The following is a 15,748-nucleotide window of genomic DNA, read 5'->3' as shown; positions in this document are numbered from 1 at the left end:
GATTCCTTCCGTGGTTCCTGGGATCACTGCTGGAGTCCGTCCGTGGACTCCGTCGAGATCGTGTTCGGCAGACGCGGGGTCCACCTGAGGTTTTCGGGCAGAAGTTGTCGGCGGCCGGATCGGACGGTCAGGCGCTGGTGGCCACGCGGGGCACGAACGGCCGTGCGGACGCCGCGGCGTGGCGCTCGGCCACGGCAGCGAAGTACGCCTCGCGGCGGCGGGCGGCGACGCCGTCCGGGCGCTCGTGGGCCTTGACCAGAGTGGGGTCCAGCTGGGAGTTGAGCGCGTCCCGCAGCAGCACCATGGCCTCGGCGCGCAGCTGGGAGATGCGGGACTCGGTGACGCCGAGCTCGGCCGCGAGCTCGGCCATCGGCTGCTCGGCCAGGAAGTAGCCCTCGACGACGCGGCGCAGCCGCTCGGGCAGCTCGGCGACCGCCTCGGAGAGGTAGGTCAGCAGCTCGCTGTGCTCGGCCGCCTGCTCGGGCGTCGGGCCACCGGACGGCAGCTCGGCGGCGTACGAGCCGCGGGCGTCGTCAGCCTCGAGCGACAGCACCTGGGCGCGGGCGAGGTCCTCGCGGTTGGCGAGCACCTGCTCGACGGGGATGCCCTGGGCGGCGGCCAGCTCGGCGTCGGTCGGCACCCGGCCCAGGCTGTGGGTCAGCCGGGTGCGGGTCTCGTCGAGGTCGCGCGCCGTCCGGCGGACCGAGCGCGAGGCCCAGTCGACGCCGCGCAGCTCGTCGAGCAGGGCGCCGCGGATGCGGGTCGAGGCGTAGCGGGCGAACGGCACGCCGCGCTCGGCGTCGAAGCCCTGCGCCGCCTGGACGAGCGCGGTGAGGCCGGCCGAGGTCAGGTCGTCCCGGTCCACGTGGCCCGGGACCCGGGCCAGGACCTCGCGGACCAGGTGTCCGACGAGGGGGATGTGGGCGGTGACGAGCTCGTCGGTCGAGGGGGTCGCCGCTGGGGAAGCAGTGGGGGAAGTGAGGGTCGCGTTGCTGAGCACGGGTTGATAGTTGAATGTTTTGTGGGCGAGTTGTTACCGAATCGGGGTTGCTGATCCACAGGGACGTGGATCGGGGACCGTGGTCCCGAGGACCGATGGCCCGATCGGGCCATGGCCGCGCCACCCCACCCGTCGTCCGTCGGGTAGTCCCGGCCGCGCCACCGCCCGAGCACTGGTCCAGTCAATCCCTCAGGTCCGGCGAGGTCGCGCCGATGGGGACGTTCGTGAACCTCACCGACGACATCCGCACTGCAGCCATGGAGAAGCTCTCCCTGGTCCTGTGGCGCGAGCGCGAGCTGCTCGAGGAGCTCCACTACCGGCTCGAGGTCGAGCAGCTGGTCCTGGCCAGCGGCCGCAGCCGGTGGCTGGCGCACGCGACGCGCGACATCGACGCCCTGCTCACCACGATCCGCGAGACGGAGATGCTGCGCGCCGTCGCTGCCGACGAGGCCGCCGCCGCATCGGGCATGAGCTCCAACCCGAGCCTGGCCTCCCTGGCCGAGGCCGCGGGCGAGCCGTGGACGACCATCCTCACCGAGCACCGTGAGGCCTTCGTGAGCCTCACCAACGACATCGGCACGCTCGCCGACTCCAACCGGCACCTCATCTCCGCCGGCTACCGCTCCGCGCGCGAGACGCTGATGTCGATGAGCGACTCCGTCGACGGGTACGCCGCCGACGGCAGCGCCACTGCCGAGCCGCTCCGCGCGAGCCTCGTGGACCGGAGCCTGTGACATGAGCGGGACCTTCGGCTCCATCGGCACCGCGGCCAGCGCCCTGCGCTACCACCAGTCGGTGATGGAGGTCGCCAGCGGCAACATCGCCAACGTCTCCACGGATGGCTACGCACGGCGCCGCGTGGTGGGCGAGGCAGTCGGCGCGCCCGCGCAGCCCGCGATGTGGAGCCGGTACGACGGCCAGGGCGAGGGCGTCCGGATCGGCTCGGTCGACCGTCTCGTGGACCCGCTCCTGGACTCGAGGGCCCGGCGCGAGCACGGCGCCCAGTCCTTCCTCGACACCCGTGCGGCCGCTCTGGCCCGGGTGGAGGCCTCCCTGGGCGAGCCCGCCGGCGACGGCATCTCGAAGGCCCTGGCGGACGTGCGCGACGCCTGGCACGACCTCGGCAACAGCCCCGACTCCCCCGCGGTGCGCGCGACCGTCATCTCGACGTCGCGGACGCTCGTCGACGCGGTCGCCGCCCAGCGGCGCAACGTCGAGTCGGAGGAGGCCGACCAGCGCATGTCGCTGCTCGCCGACCTGGGCGAGACCAACACGCTCGCGGCCGACCTCGCCGCGGCCAACGAGGCGATCGCCGCGGCGAAGCTCGGCGGCAACGACCCGTCGAGCCTGCTCGACAAGCGCGACCTCATGGCGATGCGGCTCGCCGAGCTGACCGGTGGCACCGCCACCGAGAACGGCAAGGGTGGCCTCGACATCACCGTCGGCGGCGTCGCGCTGGTGTCCGGCAGCAAGGCGGGCACGCTCGCCGTCACCGCCGGCATCAACCCCGACGGCACGTCCGACGGCCAGCCCCTGGCCCTCGCCGTGACCCCGCCCGGCGGCACGGCCACCGCGGTCGGCAACCTGCGCGGCGAGATCGGCGGCGCCGTCGACCTGCTCGGCACCACGCTGCCCGGGCTCCGCGACCAGATCACGGCCATCGCCCAGCAGCTGGCCGACACGGTCAACGCTGCTCACCAGTCCGGCTACGACGCCACCGGCGCCGCCGGCCAGCCGTTCTTCGCGGTCGACCCGGCCGCCGAGGGCGGCCCGCTGGTCCTCCTGGTCGACGACGCCACCGAGCTCGCGGCGTCCGGCATCGGCGGCGGCGCGAACCGGGACGGTGGCAACGCCACCGCCATCGCCGGCGCCCTGGCCTCTCCCGAGCGGTCCTACCAGCGGTTCGTGACCGTCTTCGGCACCGACGTGGCGTCGGTCCGACGGCTCGCGGACACCCAGCTGACCCTGACGAGCCAGGTCGACGGCGCCCGTGAGCAGCTGTCGGGCGTGAACCTCGACGAGGAGACGGTGACGATGATGCAGGCGCAGCGCGCCTACGAGGCGGCGGCTCGGGTGATGACGACCCTCGACTCGGTGCTCGACACCCTCATCAACCGGACCGGGCTGGTGCGCTGATGACCATCGGACGTGTCACCCAGTCGATGCTGACCAACCGGTCGCTGGACCGGCTCCAGTCCAGCCTCACGCGGCTCTCGGAGCTCCAGGAGCACCTCTCCACCGGCCGGGTCCTCAACCGGCCCTCCGACAACCCCGCCGACGCTGCGTCCGCGATGCGGCTGCGCTCGTCGGTCGGCGCCCAGCAGCAGTACGCCCGCAACGCGCAGGACGGCATCGGCTGGCTCGACACCCTGGACAGCACGCTCGGCACGGCCAACGACCTGGTGCGCCGTGCCCGCGAAGTCGGTCAGCAGGCCGTCAGCGGTGCCGTCAACCAGGACACCCGCGAGGCGCTGGCCGTCGAGATCGAGCAGCTGCGCAGCTCGCTGCTCGGCACCGCCAACACCACCTACCTCGACCGCCCCGTGCTCGGCGGCACGACGGCCGGCGCCGCGGCCTTCAGCGAGGCCGGTGGCGTGGTGACGTACGCCGGTGACGCGAACCCGGTGAAACGGGCGGTCGCCGAGGGCGTGGTCGTCGACGTGGCGGTCGCCGGACCCGCCGCGTTCGGTCCCGACGGTGACAACGTCTTCGACCACCTCACCGCCCTCGCCGCGGCCGTGCGCACCGGCAGCACCAGTGCGATCCAGGCGGGTGTCAGTGCCCTCGAGGGTGACGGCAGCCGCCTGGTGGTGGCCCGCACCGACGTCGGTGCCCGGGCCGACCGCGTGGAGCAGGCCGGGATCCGGGCAGGTGACACCGAGCTGTCGCTGACCAACGCGCTGAGCGAGATCGAGAACACCGACCTGCCCCTCGCCACCGTCCAGCTGAAGATGCAGGAGGTGGCCTACCAGGCCGCCCTCGCCGCGACCTCACGCGTGCTGCAACCGAGCCTTCTGGAGTTTCTGCGATGATCGCCACGATGGAGTCCACGACCATGACCGGTGCCCCCGAGATCCCCGTGATCGAGCTGGTGCAGCCGATGCCCGGCTTTCCCGACCTGGCGCGCTTCGCGCTGGTCCGGGTCGACGACACCGGCGCCCTCTGCAGCCTGACCTCGCTGGAGCAGCCGGGTCTCAGGTTCCTGGTGGTCCCCCCGGCCACGTTCTTCCCCGACTACTCCCCCGAGGTGGAGGACACGATCCTCACCGACCTGGGCTCGAGCTCCGTGGACGACCTGATGCTGCTGTGCGTGCTCACCGCCGGCGAGTCGCTGGCCAGCACCACGGCCAACCTCGCGGCGCCCGTGGTGCTCGACCTCGCGACCCACCGTGCGGTGCAGGTCGTGCTCGACGACCCGGACCTCTCGGTGGCCACGCCGCTGATCGCGTGACCTGACCGCACCCACCCTCGGGTACCGTTCACGCATGCTGGTCGTGAGCCGTCGTGCGGGAGAGAGCGTCGTCATCGGCGACAACGTGACCGTCTCGGTCCTCGAGGTGCGGGGCGACGTCGTCCGCATCGGCATCGACGCGCCGCGCTCGGTCGCGGTGCACCGCCAGGAGCTGCTGGCGCAGCTGGCGCAGTCCAACCAGGAGGCCGCGTCGCCTCCCGAGGGCGCCGTCGACTCCCTGCTGAAGGGGATCCAGGACCGCTCGAAGGACGCCTGAGCCCGGTCAGACCTCGGGTCAGCCCTGCTTCTTGCGGCCGAGCTGGGAGGCCAGCACCGCCGCCTGCGTACGACGCTGCACGCCGAGCTTGGCGAGCAGGCTGGTGACGTGGTTCTTGACCGTCTTCTCGGCGAGGTAGAGCTGCTCGCCGATCTGCTTGTTGGTGCGGCCCTCGGTGATCAGGTCGAGGATCTGCGACTCGACGTCGGTGAGGGCGGACAGCCCGTCCGGGGTCTCGCTGTCCGACCGCATCCGCTCGATGACACGGACCGCGACGGCGGGGTCGATGAGGGACTGGCCCTGGTGCACCGCGCGGATGCTGTTGACCAGCGCACCCTCGTCGACCTGCTTGAGGACGTAGCCCCCCGACCCGGCCAGGATCGCGTTGAAGAGCGCCTCGTCGTCGTCGTAGCTGGTGAGGATCAGCGCGCGGATCTGCGGGTTGACCGAGCGCACCTGCCGGCAGACCTCGATGCCGTTGCCGTCGGGCAGCCGGCCGTCGAGCACCGCCACGTCGGGCGCGACCCGCAGGATGTCGGGGATCGCCTCGGCGACGGTGCCGGACTCACCGACGACCTCGAAGTCGTCCTCGAGCTCGAGGACCGCTCGCAGCCCGCGCCTCACCACCGCGTGGTCGTCGAGCAGGTAGATGCGGATGGGCGGTGCAGCCGTCATGGGGCCGTCGTCATGGGTCGCGGATCCTTTACTTTGCGGGAGTCTCCACCCTAGGTCGACGCCCGACCCGCCGCGGACGAACCCCCGAATCGGCCGAGGGGCGGACGCGGCAACCGGTCTGGTCACCGGTGCAGCGGGGGCATGCCGCTGCCCCCGCGAAGGCGCGCCCCGTCGAGCAGCTGCCCCACGGCCTGCGCCGCGTCGTGCTCCGGGTGCCAGTCGAGCTCCGCGGCGGCCCGCTCGGTCGACAGCAACGGGACGTGCTGGAGCGCCTCGAACAGGCTGCCGGGCACCGGCACGGCGCGTGCCCGCCAGCCCAGGTCCATCGCCGTGCGCACCGCCCCTGGGGGCACGGTCACGGTGCGGGCGCCGACCAGCTCGCCCAGCTCCTCACGGCCGAGCACGCCCTCGCCGGCGAGGTTGAAGGCGCCCGAGACCGGCCGCTCGACGACGGCCCGGACGGCGCGCCCGACGTCGCCCGAGTGCACGGCCTGCATCCGCAGCCCAACGGGCACGGGCAGCAGCGGGATGCGGCGCACGTCGAACATCGACGGTCGGGCCAGCACACCACCGAAGATGCGCCGCTGCTCGCTCGCGGCCGAGCGCTGGAAGACGAAGGCGGGGCGCAAACGGACGACCCGCACGCTCGGGTGGGCCGCCTCGAAGTCGTCGAGCAGCCGCTCGACGTACGCCTTCTCCCGGCAGTACGCCGCCCCGCTGCTGCCGTCGGTCTCCCAGCTCTCGTCGACCGGGACGTCGTGGTCGACCGGCGAGTACGCCGCCACCGACGACGCGCAGACGACCGTCTGGGTGCCGGCGCGTGCGCAGGCCTCGAGCAGGCGGCGGGTGCCGACGACGTTGCTGTGCCAGGTCATCTCCGGCCGGTGCGTCGGCTGGAACCGCCACGCGAGGTGGACGACCGCATCGGCCCCCGCCACGTGCGGGAGCAGGTCGTCGGTGCCGACGTCCGCGGCCACCCACTCGATCGAGCCCTCGCTCGTGGGACCGGGCGGCCGGCGCCGCGCCAGCGCGCGGACCCGGTGGGCACCCCCGGTCGCGAGCTCGCGGAGGGTGGCGCTGCCGATGTTCCCGGAGGCTCCGGTGACGAGGACGACCATGCCCCTCGCCGTACCCCCGGGCCTCACGCGTATGCGCGACCGACGGGCGGGTACTGCCGGGTCACCCCTGAAGAGAGGAGCCGTGATGAGCCAGGACGACGTCCAGCCCGACATGCCCGAGGAGGCGGGGTCGCCCCAGCCGGCCGACCCCTTCGAGCCCGAGGCCCCGTCCCACGAGGACCCGGACCCCGAGACCGCCGCGCACCGCGACGACGACGAGGAGGCGACCGTCGACGGAGCCGACCCGGCGCCGCCCCAGCCGAGCTAGGCCTCGGGCTTGCGCTCGAGCAGGAAGAGCGGGATGAGGCGGTCGGTCTTCTCCTGGTAGGAGGCGTACGTCGACCAGGTGGCGACGGCGTGCTGCCACCAGTCCTGGCGCTCCTCGCCGCTCAGCTCGCGCACCGTGTAGGTGTGCTTCTCCGCCTTGTCCTGGAGGTCGACCTCGGGGTGCTTGCGGAAGTTGTCGGCCCACGCCGGGTCGTCGTCCGCGCCGCCCTTGGAGGCGACCGCGAGGTAGGCGCCGTCGCGCTCGACCCGCATCACCGGGTTCTTGCGGAGGTTGCCCGACTTCGAGCCCACCGAGGTGATCACGACGACGGGATACTTGCTGCCCCGCAGGGTGCCAGCCTTCTCGCCGTCAGAGGCCTCGTACTCGGCGACTTGGTCGCGGACCCATCCGGCCGCGCTCGGGACGTAGGTGCCAGTCAGTGCCATGTCCCCCACAACACCACGGGCGGCGGCCGTCTTCCCCCACCCCTGCGGATAGCCTCGCGGCCATGAGTGAGCGCAGCGAGCGAGTCATCCAACACAGTGTGCAAGGTGCCTCATGCGCGCACGGAGCGAAGCGAGTACGTGCATGAGTGCGATCGACGGCGTGAGCGAGATCTTCGACCCCGAGGCGTGGGACGTCGTGCCCGGCTTCGAGGACCTCACCGACCTGACGTACCACCGGGCGCGCGCGCACGGCACGGTGCGGATCGCCTTCGACCGCCCCGACGTGCTCAACGCGTTCCGCCCGCACACCGTCGACGAGCTGTTGCGCACGCTCGAGCACGCCCGGACGTCGGCCGACGTGGGCTGCGTGATCCTCACCGGCAACGGCCCGAGCGCCAAGCACGGCAAGTGGGCCTTCTGCACCGGCGGCGACCAGCGCATCCGCGGCAAGGCCGGCTACCAGTACGAGGACAAGACGATCGGCGCCGACGAGACCGGTGCCGAGCAGGCCTCGGTCATCGACAAGGCCAGGCTGGCCCGGCTGCACATCCTCGAGTGCCAGCGGCTGATCCGCTTCATGCCCAAGGTCGTCATCTGCGTGGTGCCCGGCTGGGCCGCCGGCGGCGGGCACAGCCTGCACGTGGTCTGCGACCTGACGCTCGCCAGCCGCGAGCACGCGCGCTTCAAGCAGACCGACGCCGACGTCGGCTCGTTCGACGGCGGCTACGGGTCGGCGTACCTCGCCCGCCAGGTCGGGCAGAAGTTCGCCCGCGAGATCTTCTTCCTCGCCGAGGAGTACGACGCCGAGACCATGCACCGGATGGGCGCGGTCAACCGGGTCGTCGAGCACGCGGACCTGGAGAAGGTCGCGCTGGAGTGGGGCCGCAAGATCAACGGCAAGTCCCCCACCGCCCAGCGGATGCTGAAGTACTCCTTCAACCTCCTCGACGACGGCCTGGTCGGCCAGCAGCTCTTCGCCGGCGAGACCACCCGCCTGGCCTACATGACCGACGAGGCCCAGGAGGGCCGCGACCAGTTCCTCGAGAAGCGCGACCCCGACTGGTCGCCGTACCCCTGGTACTACTGATCTGACGCGTTTGCGCAGGTCAGAGACCCATTAGGGCCTCATGCGTGGCAGATGCGTGGCAAGAATCGCGGTCGAGATGCCGCGTTGTCGCGGCTGGCCGCGGAAAGCGCGAGGCGGTACGACGACGTAAGTGACACCATCTGGGCATGGGAGTCGAGTGGCCGGACCGTCGTGAGGACGTGCTGAACGCACTCGACATCTTGGCCAGTCCGAACCCATCGGCGGAGTGGCCCACCCTGACCGAAGCGGTTCATTGGCTCGTGGATGACACCTTCTGGGACGTACGCGACCCCAAGGAGGACATCGCGGCGCTACTTATCGATGAACACGAGGCGGCAGCAGTCCGGTCAGTCGTCCGTGCAGTGGTGGCGGTCTCGGAGCGGCAGGGTCCAACGGCGTCTGACCAGGTGTGGCTCGACGACGCCAGTTGGCCGATGGTCCGGAAGTTGGCGGCGCGGGCGCGACGGCCATGCGTGGGTTCGCCGGCGATGCGGTTGGCCGGCGCCTACGCTGGGTGAGGACACGTGATCTGCGCGATCAGGCGGTCGGATCGTGCCCGCTCGTCGTCGACAAGGTCACCGGTGAGCTTCACGTGTACGGCTCTGGGCAGTACGTCGAGTTCGACAGGTGGCGCGACGGATGACGGTCCATCACTGTTGCGCGCGCATGCGCGAGTCGATCGAGTTTCGCTGCGATCAGCACCCCGCGGTCGGCGAGTGCGGCGACTACCTGATCGGCTACAGCGCGAAGTTCGACGAGTACGGGCTGTGGGTGCACGACGGGCCGGGAGGATCGGCATCGTCGTGGGTCGAGATCCATCACTGCCCGTTCTGCGGGGGTCGCCTTCGGCCGAGCCGACGTGACGAGTGGTTCGACCGTCTTGACGCCCTCGGCATCGAGCCGGACGACGCTCCACCCGAGATGCAGAGCTCCACATGGTGGCTGGGCGACGGGGAAACTGCCCGACGTACGGTCTGGATGCCCGAGCAGAAGACTTGGGAGTGGGTCTGTCTCATCGTGCTGCCCCGCATCGGGATGTGGACGGGACAGATTCGGTTTGGACTCGCTGTGGCCTGGATTGAAGGATTCGAGTGGGGCCGCGGGGAGTCGATCAACGGCCTGATGCAGGCGCGCTGCGAGAAGCGGTTGGGGCGGCGCACCCCGCTCGCGTGGCACCAGTACGTCAAAGCCGACGCGCTCGGCGTTCGCGTCAACGCGATGCCGAGCGATTCCGACATGACGAACGAGGAACACCTGAGCGCGATCGCCGCCCTGAGGGCTGAGTTGATGGATGCACTGGGCGTCGAAGAGCCGATCACGGAGGTACGCGCGGATGACTGACGATCTCGAAGTTGTCGCGAGGCGGTGGATGGCGTCCCGAGCGATGGCCGAGATTGCTGCGAACGGATTCGCGCAGGCCGATATCGACGAGTTCTTCGAGCCCGCGGACCCCGTCGAGGCTGGGCTGCAGGTGCTTCAGGCCGCGGTGGGCGTGGCCAAGCGCGCCCACCCCGATGTGATTGCGATGCTGGTTGTGCCGCTCGGCGCCACCGAGGAGCTAACCGTTAGCGCGCCCGATCTCGCGGCGGTCGTGTCGACTCCGTGGGAGTACGGGCCTGGACGCGAGGTTGTCGGGCTTTACTTACTGCGGCCGTGGGTTCTGGCGACTGACGAACCTGGCGAGGAGTATCGCTGCCACGTCGACGCAGGCGACGTCTTGGGCGGTGGCTGGTCAGCTCATTTCCGTTCGTGGCGGTCGCGCGCTGACGCCGCGAAGGGGTGGGAGTTCAATCAGGCCTTCTACTTGCGCGCGCAAGCAGACGACGAAGATGGTGGCCCAGCCGAAGACCGTGGCGAGGCGGCATTCGACCTCCGGGCGGCGGGGGCGAAGTTCGACGCAGTGTTGCCGCTGTCCGAGGCTGAGGTCGACGACGCAATCGAGCACTTTGAGCAGTTGCGTAGGCATCGGCACCCGGTCGAGTCCGCTGATGAGTCGATCCATGATGCGTGGACCGATGAGATCGGGTCGCGCGTCGATGACATCCTCAGCGGCAAGGTCCGGACAATTCCGCACGACGAGGTTCGGGCCAAGCTCGCTGCTGACCGCGCCGCACGCGACGCTGCGCGGGAGAAGTGAGCTCGGTCGTCGGGTCGCCTCACAGGTACCATTGAGTCAGTGGGCTGGCCGTGAGGCCCTGGTCCAGCCTTTAGGCGGGGACTTCCCCCGCCACCGATCGAGAACGGAGGAAGCGATGACCAAGCGCACGATGACCGCGGAGGCTCGTCGTCGTTTCGCCGAGCGCTCGACCAAGGCGTCATCCCGCCTCGAGAAGCGCGTGGTGCCTGCCGGCCACGTCAGTTCTGAGAAGGTCGAGCAGTTCGTGGCCTCGCTCCGTGCCAAGGCCTGATGGCCTTCGAGCCGGACTACGGCGAAACCCTCGTCACCGAGGAAGAACGCGACGCATTGACTGACGTCGCGCGTGACCTGCTGGATGAGCCGATCCGCAAGGCGGATCTCTTCGATCTTGAACAGCGGATCCAGACCGAAGTCACAGACGAGCTTCTCGCCAAGGTCGGTGACGGCGATCTTGAGGTCTCGGAGATCCTGACCGACCACTTCGTCCGCGACCTCCACAGTCGGCTTTACGGGCTCGTCTGGGAGTGGGGTGGCCGTCAGCGAGCGCGCGAAACGAACATCGGCATCGCGCCCGAGCGGATCGCAGTCGAGATGCGTAACTCGCTCGACAACCTTCGGTGGCGGTGGGAGCACGGGACCGGCGTGACGCCGAGGTGGCTCGGCATCGCTGCGCACGCGGCCCTCGTGCACATCCACCCTTCGTTGACGGCAACGGTCGCGTGACCCGCCTAGTCGCCGACCTGGCCTACATCGCGGCCCAGGACGACGAGCCGCTGATGGGGTATGACTGGGATGTCGACCGCAAGGCGTATATCCGGCTACTCGGCGAGTACGACATGACCCGCAACCCGACGGCGCTTGCTGAGTTCGTCAAGGTCATCGAGCTCGCCTGACGCGGTTCAAAGACCGCCGGGGTATGCCGACAGCCAGTCCTCGTGTCGCGACTTGAGGGCATCGCGCTCGACCCGACCTGGTAGGAGGACGTCGACCCCGCCGTCGTATGGGCAGTAGAGCCAGGCGAGATCGGGCGCGCCGATGAGGAAGCGGCCCTCGTCGTCGGCGGCTGCGAGCAGCAGCCCATCGACGGTGGCGTCCGCCAATCCGCACGCGGCCCAGAAGTAGTGGAAGCCGGCGTCGGGGTCGCCTTCGGCCTGGCGCTTCTGCCAGGGCCAGGCAGATGGCAGGCGGCCTTTCGACCACCCGGCGGCGAGGTCATCCGAGCCCCAGTCCGCCGCGATCACCCATAGGTCGGCCAGATCGGCGGAGCCGTGGAGCTCTCGAAGGACGGTGCGATGACGCCGGAGGATCTCGTCGTACTCCACCTCGTTCTCGGCATATCGCTTCGACTCGGGGAGGCTGTGGAACCGGACCCATTGGTCGCTGTACGCGACTCGCAGTTCGTAACCGAGGGGATTGGCCAGGGGCCAGGTCCGATCCCACAGATCGGTGAGGTGCGCGGCGCGGGCGCTGAGCTCGCCGTGCTTGAACGCGCCGTGGCGCCCCCGTACTCGCCGCCAGCGGCTCTTGATCGCCCAGCGCGTCTGGAGCCTCTTGAAACCCAGCCACCCGCGGAGGGAGTCGACGACCTTCGGCACGGGCATGACGAACAGGGTAGTGACGCCCGATCAGCCACCCGCGTGCGTGGCAAAAACGTGGCAGCAGAGTCATCGGAGCCCCTCGACGACCAACGCCCACAATCACGTTTCCGCAGGTCAACCGCATAGTGCCGTCATCGACCACCAACACCCGCTGAGCGTGCCGCGCTTCCCCTGGTACTACTGAGCGCCACGCGCGCGCCGTCAGGCGAGCGCACGTGCAGCCGGCCGGGAAAACGGAGGCGCGCCCGGCGCCGCGCCGCTAGCGTCTGCCCGATGACCGACCCCAGCGTGGACCGACGTACGAGCGTCATCGAGGGCGACATCTCCCTGCCCGCGGGCTTCGACCACCCGCACGCGTCGGAGGAGGCGCGGCACATCGCCGAGGAGGGGATGGTGCTGCGCGTCCAGGTCGGGTCGGGCGTGCACGGCACGGCGGTCGAGGGGCAGGACGACCGTGACGAGATGGGCATCTGCCTCGAGCCGGCGAGGTACGTCACTGGGCTGGCGCGGGTGCCGAGCGGGACCCGGGGCGAGGCCGCGCCCGTGGCGTTCGAGCAGTACGAGCGGCACACGGTCTGGGACCAGCCCGGCGGGCTGGCCAACCGGTCCGGCGCAGGCGACCTCGACGTGATCGTCTACTCGGCGCGCAAGTGGGCGAGGCTGGCGCTCGCCGGCAACCCCACCGTGCTCCTGGTCCTCTACGTCCCCGACGAGGAGGTCGTGCACCGCACGGAGGTGGGCGCGGAGCTGGTCGACAACGCGCACCGGTTCGTCTCCAAGCTGGCCGCCGACCGCTTCATCGGATACCTCCGCTCGCAGAAGGCGGCGATGACGGGCGAGGTCGGGGCGCACACCAACCGGCCCGAGCTGGTCGCCCTGCACGGGTACGACACCAAGTTCGCGATGCACGCGCTCCGCCTCGGCGTCCAGGGCGTCGAGCTGCTCAGCACCGGACGGATCACCCTCCCGATTCCGGAGCCCGACCTGTCCCGCCTGCGAGCCGTTCGGCGGGGCGAGGTGGAGCTCGCCGAGGTCGTGGCCGCCGTCGAGGCGGCCGAGACGAGGCTGGTCGAGCTCAGCGGCTCTGCATCGGTGCCCGATCAGCCGGACCGCGAGTGGGTCGACGCCTGGCTGCACCGGACGCACCTGGCGTACTGGGCCAGCCGGGGCGACTGAGCGCGCCACAACTCCGTTGACCCGCGCCCCGACGGCGTGGAGACTCGGCCACTCGCGGTGCCCGGGCGGGCCGGCGACCATCGGTTATCTCCGGACCTGCGGGGCGGGGGTTCGAGTCCCTCTCGGCGCACGCGCCGGTAGCTCAGTCGGCAGAGCAGCAGGTGATCCGGTGGTCACACACTCGCCCGCCCGGGCCTTCAGCTCCACCGGAAAACCTGTTGCAGCGCGAGGTGTGTAGGCCCCTACACTCCTCGGGACAACAGAACACAGGTGCAGGTGGGCCGGAGACCGTCGGTTACCACTGTCAATGGCCGGGTTGCGGGTTCGAGTCCCGTCGCAGCACGTCTGCGTAGCTCAATGGGTAGAGCAGGAATCCCGGCGGTCGACACTCGCCCGCCTCACCTCGTTCGGCTGCCACGCGGGTGGCGGGCCGGAGCGGATCGGTTATCTCTCCCTCTGCAAAAAGGAAGCCCTCGGAGGAGGGCACCCCCGGGCGACCGGGGCCTGGTCGGTCCGCACGACTCGCCCGCCACCCCCCAATCACGAGAAAGGACACGACGATGGACGTGCTGCGCGCCTTCAACCTGCGCCGCACCGAGCAGACCTCCCGGGCGGACCGGCGCCAGCGGAAGAACGCTGCCGGCGGCTATGCCTTCACCCTGGACGACACCGCGCGTCTGCGTCGGTTCCTCGTGCTCGGCGTGGATGGCGGGACCTACTACTCCGCGCCCCACCAGCTCGCGGTCGAGAACCTCGAGGTGCTGGTGCGGATGGCGGAGTCCGACCCGGAGACCCTCGTGTCGACCATCGTCGAGGTCTCGACCCGTGGCGTGGCGCCGAAGCAGAACCCGGCACTCTTCGCGCTGGCCTACGCCGCCTCGGTGCCGGAGTCCTCGGCGCTCGCGCTGGCCGCGCTGCCCCGCGTCGCGCGGACCGGGACACACCTGTTCCAGTTCGCGACGTACGTCGAGCAGTTCCGCGGCTGGGGCCGTGGCCTGCGTCGTGCGGTCGCCGCCTGGTACACCGAGAAGGAGCCGGGTGCCCTGGCCTACCAGGCGGTGAAGTACCGCCAGCGGGACGGCTGGACGCACCGCGACCTGCTCCGGCTCGCGCACCCGGTCGCGACCGGGCCGGGTCTGCGCGACACGCTCGCGTGGATCGTCAACGGCTCGCTCGGCGACGAGGTCCCGGCCCTGGTCGAGGGCTTCGTCGAGGCGCAGGCCGCCACGCAGGTGGCGGACTGGACCCGGGTGGTCCGGGACCACGGCCTGTCGTGGGAGATGCTGCCCGATGCCGCGCTCGGCGAGTCGGCGGTCTGGGACGCGCTGCTCGACGTGGGCGTGCCCCAGACGGCGCTGATGCGGCAGCTGCCGCGGCTGACGCGGCTCGGCCTCCTGCCCGAGATGGGTGGGCGGACGGCCGAGGTCACCGCCCAGCTGACCGATGCGGTGCGGCTGCGGAAGGCACGGGTGCACCCGGTCAGCGTGCTGGTGGCGCAGCGGACCTACGCCTCGGGGCGGTCCGCACGCGGCGCTGGCACCTGGTCGCCGACCCGGCAGGTCGCCGACGCGCTGGACGACGCGTTCTACACGGCGTTCGGTGCGGTGCAGCCGTCCGGGAAGCGCACGCTGCTCGCGGTCGACGTGTCGGGTTCGATGGGGGTTCCCGTCTCCGGCATGCCGGTCACGGCCCGGGAGGCCTCGGCCGCCCTGGCCCTGGTGCAGCTGGCGACGGAGCCGCACGCCTCGGCCGTCGGCTTCACGACCCGGAACGGCCGCGACTGGCACGACTCGGCACTGCGCCCGCTGCGGATCTCGCCCCGGCAACGCCTCGACGACGCCCTGCGCGTGGTCGACGCGATGCCGATGTCGGGGACCGACTGTGCGCTGCCGATGGTGCACGCGACCGAGCGTCGCCTTGAGGTCGACACGTTCGTGGTCTACACGGACAACGAGACCTGGGCGGGCAGGGTCCACCCGCACCAGGCGCTCGCGGCCTACCGGCAGGCGTCCGGGATCGACGCGAAGCTCGTGGTCGTCGGCATGACGGCCACGGAGTTCTCGATCGCCGATCCCACTGACGCCGGGATGCTGGACGTCGTCGGGTTCGACGCGGCGGTGCCCTCGCTGATCACCGAGTTCGCTCGTGGACTCTGAGGGCCGCAGTGGCGGCGCCGGGACCGATCCCCTGAAGGGGGTCGGCTCCCGGCGTCGCTCCGCGTCCCGCCCCGGCTCGGCAACCGCCGATGCCCGGGCGGCCCGGGCCCGCGAGCTCCATCGCAAGGCGCTCGAGGCCGACCAGCTGGCGGCTCAGAGCCGGGCCGAACGCGACCGGCTGCTCCTCCAGCTGCGCGCCGAGGACCCGCGGCGGTGGAGCTACACGACCCTCGCGCAGGCCGTCGGCTGCAGCCGCGAGCTGATCGCGCTCGTCGTACGCCGACAACGCTGACCGCCAGGGCCCACCAAACCCGACCGAACGACTGAAGGGACTGCCCGGACTCGGGCACACTGCCGCC

At 71.0% G+C, this 15,748-nt stretch carries 21 protein-coding genes; 16 read left to right on the top strand and 5 right to left on the bottom strand.

The window, feature by feature from the left end:
• Window positions 1-127: 127 nt before the first annotated feature.
• Complete coding sequence (locus tag ACE3QY_RS01670; RefSeq protein ID WP_374454266.1) at window positions 128-1,000, bottom strand: sigma-70 family RNA polymerase sigma factor; 873 nt, start codon at window positions 998-1,000, stop codon at window positions 128-130.
• 212 nt (window positions 1,001-1,212) lie between these two features.
• Here ACE3QY_RS01670 and flgN point away from each other — a divergent pair, with 212 nt between their 5' ends.
• Genes flgN through csrA form a run of 5 tightly spaced genes read left to right on the top strand, consistent with a single transcriptional unit; the run spans window position 1,213 to window position 4,728 of the window.
• Window positions 1,213-1,734 (top strand): flagellar export chaperone FlgN, encoded by a 522-nt coding sequence (gene flgN, locus ACE3QY_RS01665; protein ID WP_374454265.1) that lies wholly within the window; start codon window positions 1,213-1,215, stop codon window positions 1,732-1,734.
• A gap of 1 nt (window position 1,735) precedes the next feature.
• Window positions 1,736-3,136, top strand: a complete 1,401-nt coding sequence (gene flgK / locus ACE3QY_RS01660) for a flagellar hook-associated protein FlgK (RefSeq protein ID WP_374454264.1) — start codon at window positions 1,736-1,738, stop codon at window positions 3,134-3,136.
• Entirely contained in the window at window positions 3,136-4,032 is an 897-nt protein-coding gene (flgL, locus tag ACE3QY_RS01655; RefSeq protein WP_374454263.1) for a flagellar hook-associated protein FlgL, read from the top strand. Before flgK ends, flgL begins: the two co-directional genes overlap by 1 nt.
• A gap of 8 nt (window positions 4,033-4,040) precedes the next feature.
• Window positions 4,041-4,451 (top strand): flagellar assembly protein FliW, encoded by a 411-nt coding sequence (gene fliW, locus ACE3QY_RS01650; protein ID WP_374454262.1) that lies wholly within the window; start codon window positions 4,041-4,043, stop codon window positions 4,449-4,451.
• Between the two features lie 34 nt (window positions 4,452-4,485).
• Window positions 4,486-4,728: a carbon storage regulator CsrA gene (gene csrA, locus ACE3QY_RS01645; RefSeq protein WP_374454261.1), complete on the top strand. Its 243-nt coding sequence runs from the start codon at window positions 4,486-4,488 to the stop codon at window positions 4,726-4,728.
• 18 nt (window positions 4,729-4,746) lie between these two features.
• Here the strand turns inward: csrA and ACE3QY_RS01640 are convergent, their stop codons facing one another.
• Both ACE3QY_RS01640 and ACE3QY_RS01635 read right to left on the bottom strand, forming a co-directional pair.
• Window positions 4,747-5,403 (bottom strand): response regulator, encoded by a 657-nt coding sequence (locus ACE3QY_RS01640; RefSeq protein ID WP_374454260.1) that lies wholly within the window; start codon window positions 5,401-5,403, stop codon window positions 4,747-4,749.
• Between the two features lie 122 nt (window positions 5,404-5,525).
• Window positions 5,526-6,521 carry an NAD-dependent epimerase/dehydratase family protein gene (locus ACE3QY_RS01635; protein WP_374454259.1) on the bottom strand — a complete coding sequence of 332 codons (996 nt, stop codon included), beginning with the start codon at window positions 6,519-6,521 and terminating at the stop codon, window positions 5,526-5,528.
• Window positions 6,522-6,606: 85 nt separating this feature from the next.
• Here ACE3QY_RS01635 and ACE3QY_RS01630 point away from each other — a divergent pair, with 85 nt between their 5' ends.
• On the top strand, window positions 6,607-6,789 hold the full coding sequence (locus ACE3QY_RS01630; RefSeq protein WP_374454258.1) for a hypothetical protein: 183 nt from the start codon (window positions 6,607-6,609) through the stop codon (window positions 6,787-6,789).
• Here ACE3QY_RS01630 and ACE3QY_RS01625 read toward each other — a convergent pair.
• Window positions 6,786-7,235 carry a nitroreductase family deazaflavin-dependent oxidoreductase gene (locus ACE3QY_RS01625; protein WP_374454257.1) on the bottom strand — a complete coding sequence of 150 codons (450 nt, stop codon included), beginning with the start codon at window positions 7,233-7,235 and terminating at the stop codon, window positions 6,786-6,788. The two genes, ACE3QY_RS01630 and ACE3QY_RS01625, sit on opposite strands and share 4 nt — an antisense overlap.
• A gap of 142 nt (window positions 7,236-7,377) precedes the next feature.
• Between ACE3QY_RS01625 and ACE3QY_RS01620 the strand changes: the two genes are divergently transcribed.
• From ACE3QY_RS01620 to ACE3QY_RS01590, 7 genes are all read left to right on the top strand, one after another.
• Window positions 7,378-8,322, top strand: coding sequence for a 1,4-dihydroxy-2-naphthoyl-CoA synthase (locus ACE3QY_RS01620; RefSeq protein WP_374454256.1), 945 nt, complete (start codon window positions 7,378-7,380; stop codon window positions 8,320-8,322).
• Between the two features lie 146 nt (window positions 8,323-8,468).
• On the top strand, window positions 8,469-8,840 hold the full coding sequence (locus ACE3QY_RS01615; protein ID WP_374454255.1) for a hypothetical protein: 372 nt from the start codon (window positions 8,469-8,471) through the stop codon (window positions 8,838-8,840).
• 121 nt (window positions 8,841-8,961) lie between these two features.
• A complete protein-coding gene (locus ACE3QY_RS01610; RefSeq protein WP_374454911.1) occupies window positions 8,962-9,663 on the top strand; it encodes a hypothetical protein in 702 nt (233 codons plus the stop codon).
• A complete protein-coding gene (locus ACE3QY_RS01605; protein WP_374454254.1) occupies window positions 9,656-10,459 on the top strand; it encodes an addiction module protein in 804 nt (267 codons plus the stop codon). Before ACE3QY_RS01610 ends, ACE3QY_RS01605 begins: the two co-directional genes overlap by 8 nt.
• A 115-nt stretch (window positions 10,460-10,574) precedes the next feature.
• Window positions 10,575-10,730 carry a hypothetical protein gene (locus ACE3QY_RS01600; protein ID WP_374454253.1) on the top strand — a complete coding sequence of 52 codons (156 nt, stop codon included), beginning with the start codon at window positions 10,575-10,577 and terminating at the stop codon, window positions 10,728-10,730.
• Window positions 10,730-11,182, top strand: coding sequence for a hypothetical protein (locus ACE3QY_RS01595; protein ID WP_374454252.1), 453 nt, complete (start codon window positions 10,730-10,732; stop codon window positions 11,180-11,182). The genes ACE3QY_RS01600 and ACE3QY_RS01595 overlap by 1 nt, the downstream gene beginning before the upstream one ends.
• Window positions 11,179-11,352 carry a hypothetical protein gene (locus ACE3QY_RS01590; RefSeq protein WP_374454251.1) on the top strand — a complete coding sequence of 58 codons (174 nt, stop codon included), beginning with the start codon at window positions 11,179-11,181 and terminating at the stop codon, window positions 11,350-11,352. The genes ACE3QY_RS01595 and ACE3QY_RS01590 overlap by 4 nt, the downstream gene beginning before the upstream one ends.
• 6 nt (window positions 11,353-11,358) lie before the next feature.
• On the opposite strand, the gene ACE3QY_RS01585 is transcribed toward ACE3QY_RS01590, so the two are convergent.
• On the bottom strand, window positions 11,359-12,060 hold the full coding sequence (locus ACE3QY_RS01585; protein ID WP_374454250.1) for a hypothetical protein: 702 nt from the start codon (window positions 12,058-12,060) through the stop codon (window positions 11,359-11,361).
• 270 nt (window positions 12,061-12,330) lie between these two features.
• On the opposite strand from ACE3QY_RS01585, the gene ACE3QY_RS01580 reads away from it, so the two are divergent.
• From ACE3QY_RS01580 to ACE3QY_RS01570, 3 genes are all read left to right on the top strand, one after another.
• Window positions 12,331-13,233, top strand: a complete 903-nt coding sequence (locus ACE3QY_RS01580) for a DNA polymerase beta superfamily protein (RefSeq protein ID WP_374454249.1) — start codon at window positions 12,331-12,333, stop codon at window positions 13,231-13,233.
• 560 nt (window positions 13,234-13,793) lie between these two features.
• Window positions 13,794-15,389: a TROVE domain-containing protein gene (locus tag ACE3QY_RS01575; RefSeq protein ID WP_374454248.1), complete on the top strand. Its 1,596-nt coding sequence runs from the start codon at window positions 13,794-13,796 to the stop codon at window positions 15,387-15,389.
• Entirely contained in the window at window positions 15,379-15,681 is a 303-nt protein-coding gene (locus tag ACE3QY_RS01570) for a hypothetical protein (protein ID WP_374454247.1), read from the top strand. The genes ACE3QY_RS01575 and ACE3QY_RS01570 overlap by 11 nt, the downstream gene beginning before the upstream one ends.
• Window positions 15,682-15,748: the final 67 nt, after the last annotated feature.

Origin of the sequence: Nocardioides sp. (assembly GCF_041913365.1) — a bacterium.
Taxonomy (GTDB): domain Bacteria; phylum Actinomycetota; class Actinomycetes; order Propionibacteriales; family Nocardioidaceae; genus Nocardioides.
The sequence above is the reverse complement of the archived record's forward strand: the minus strand, read 5'-3'. Positions and strand labels throughout refer to the sequence as shown.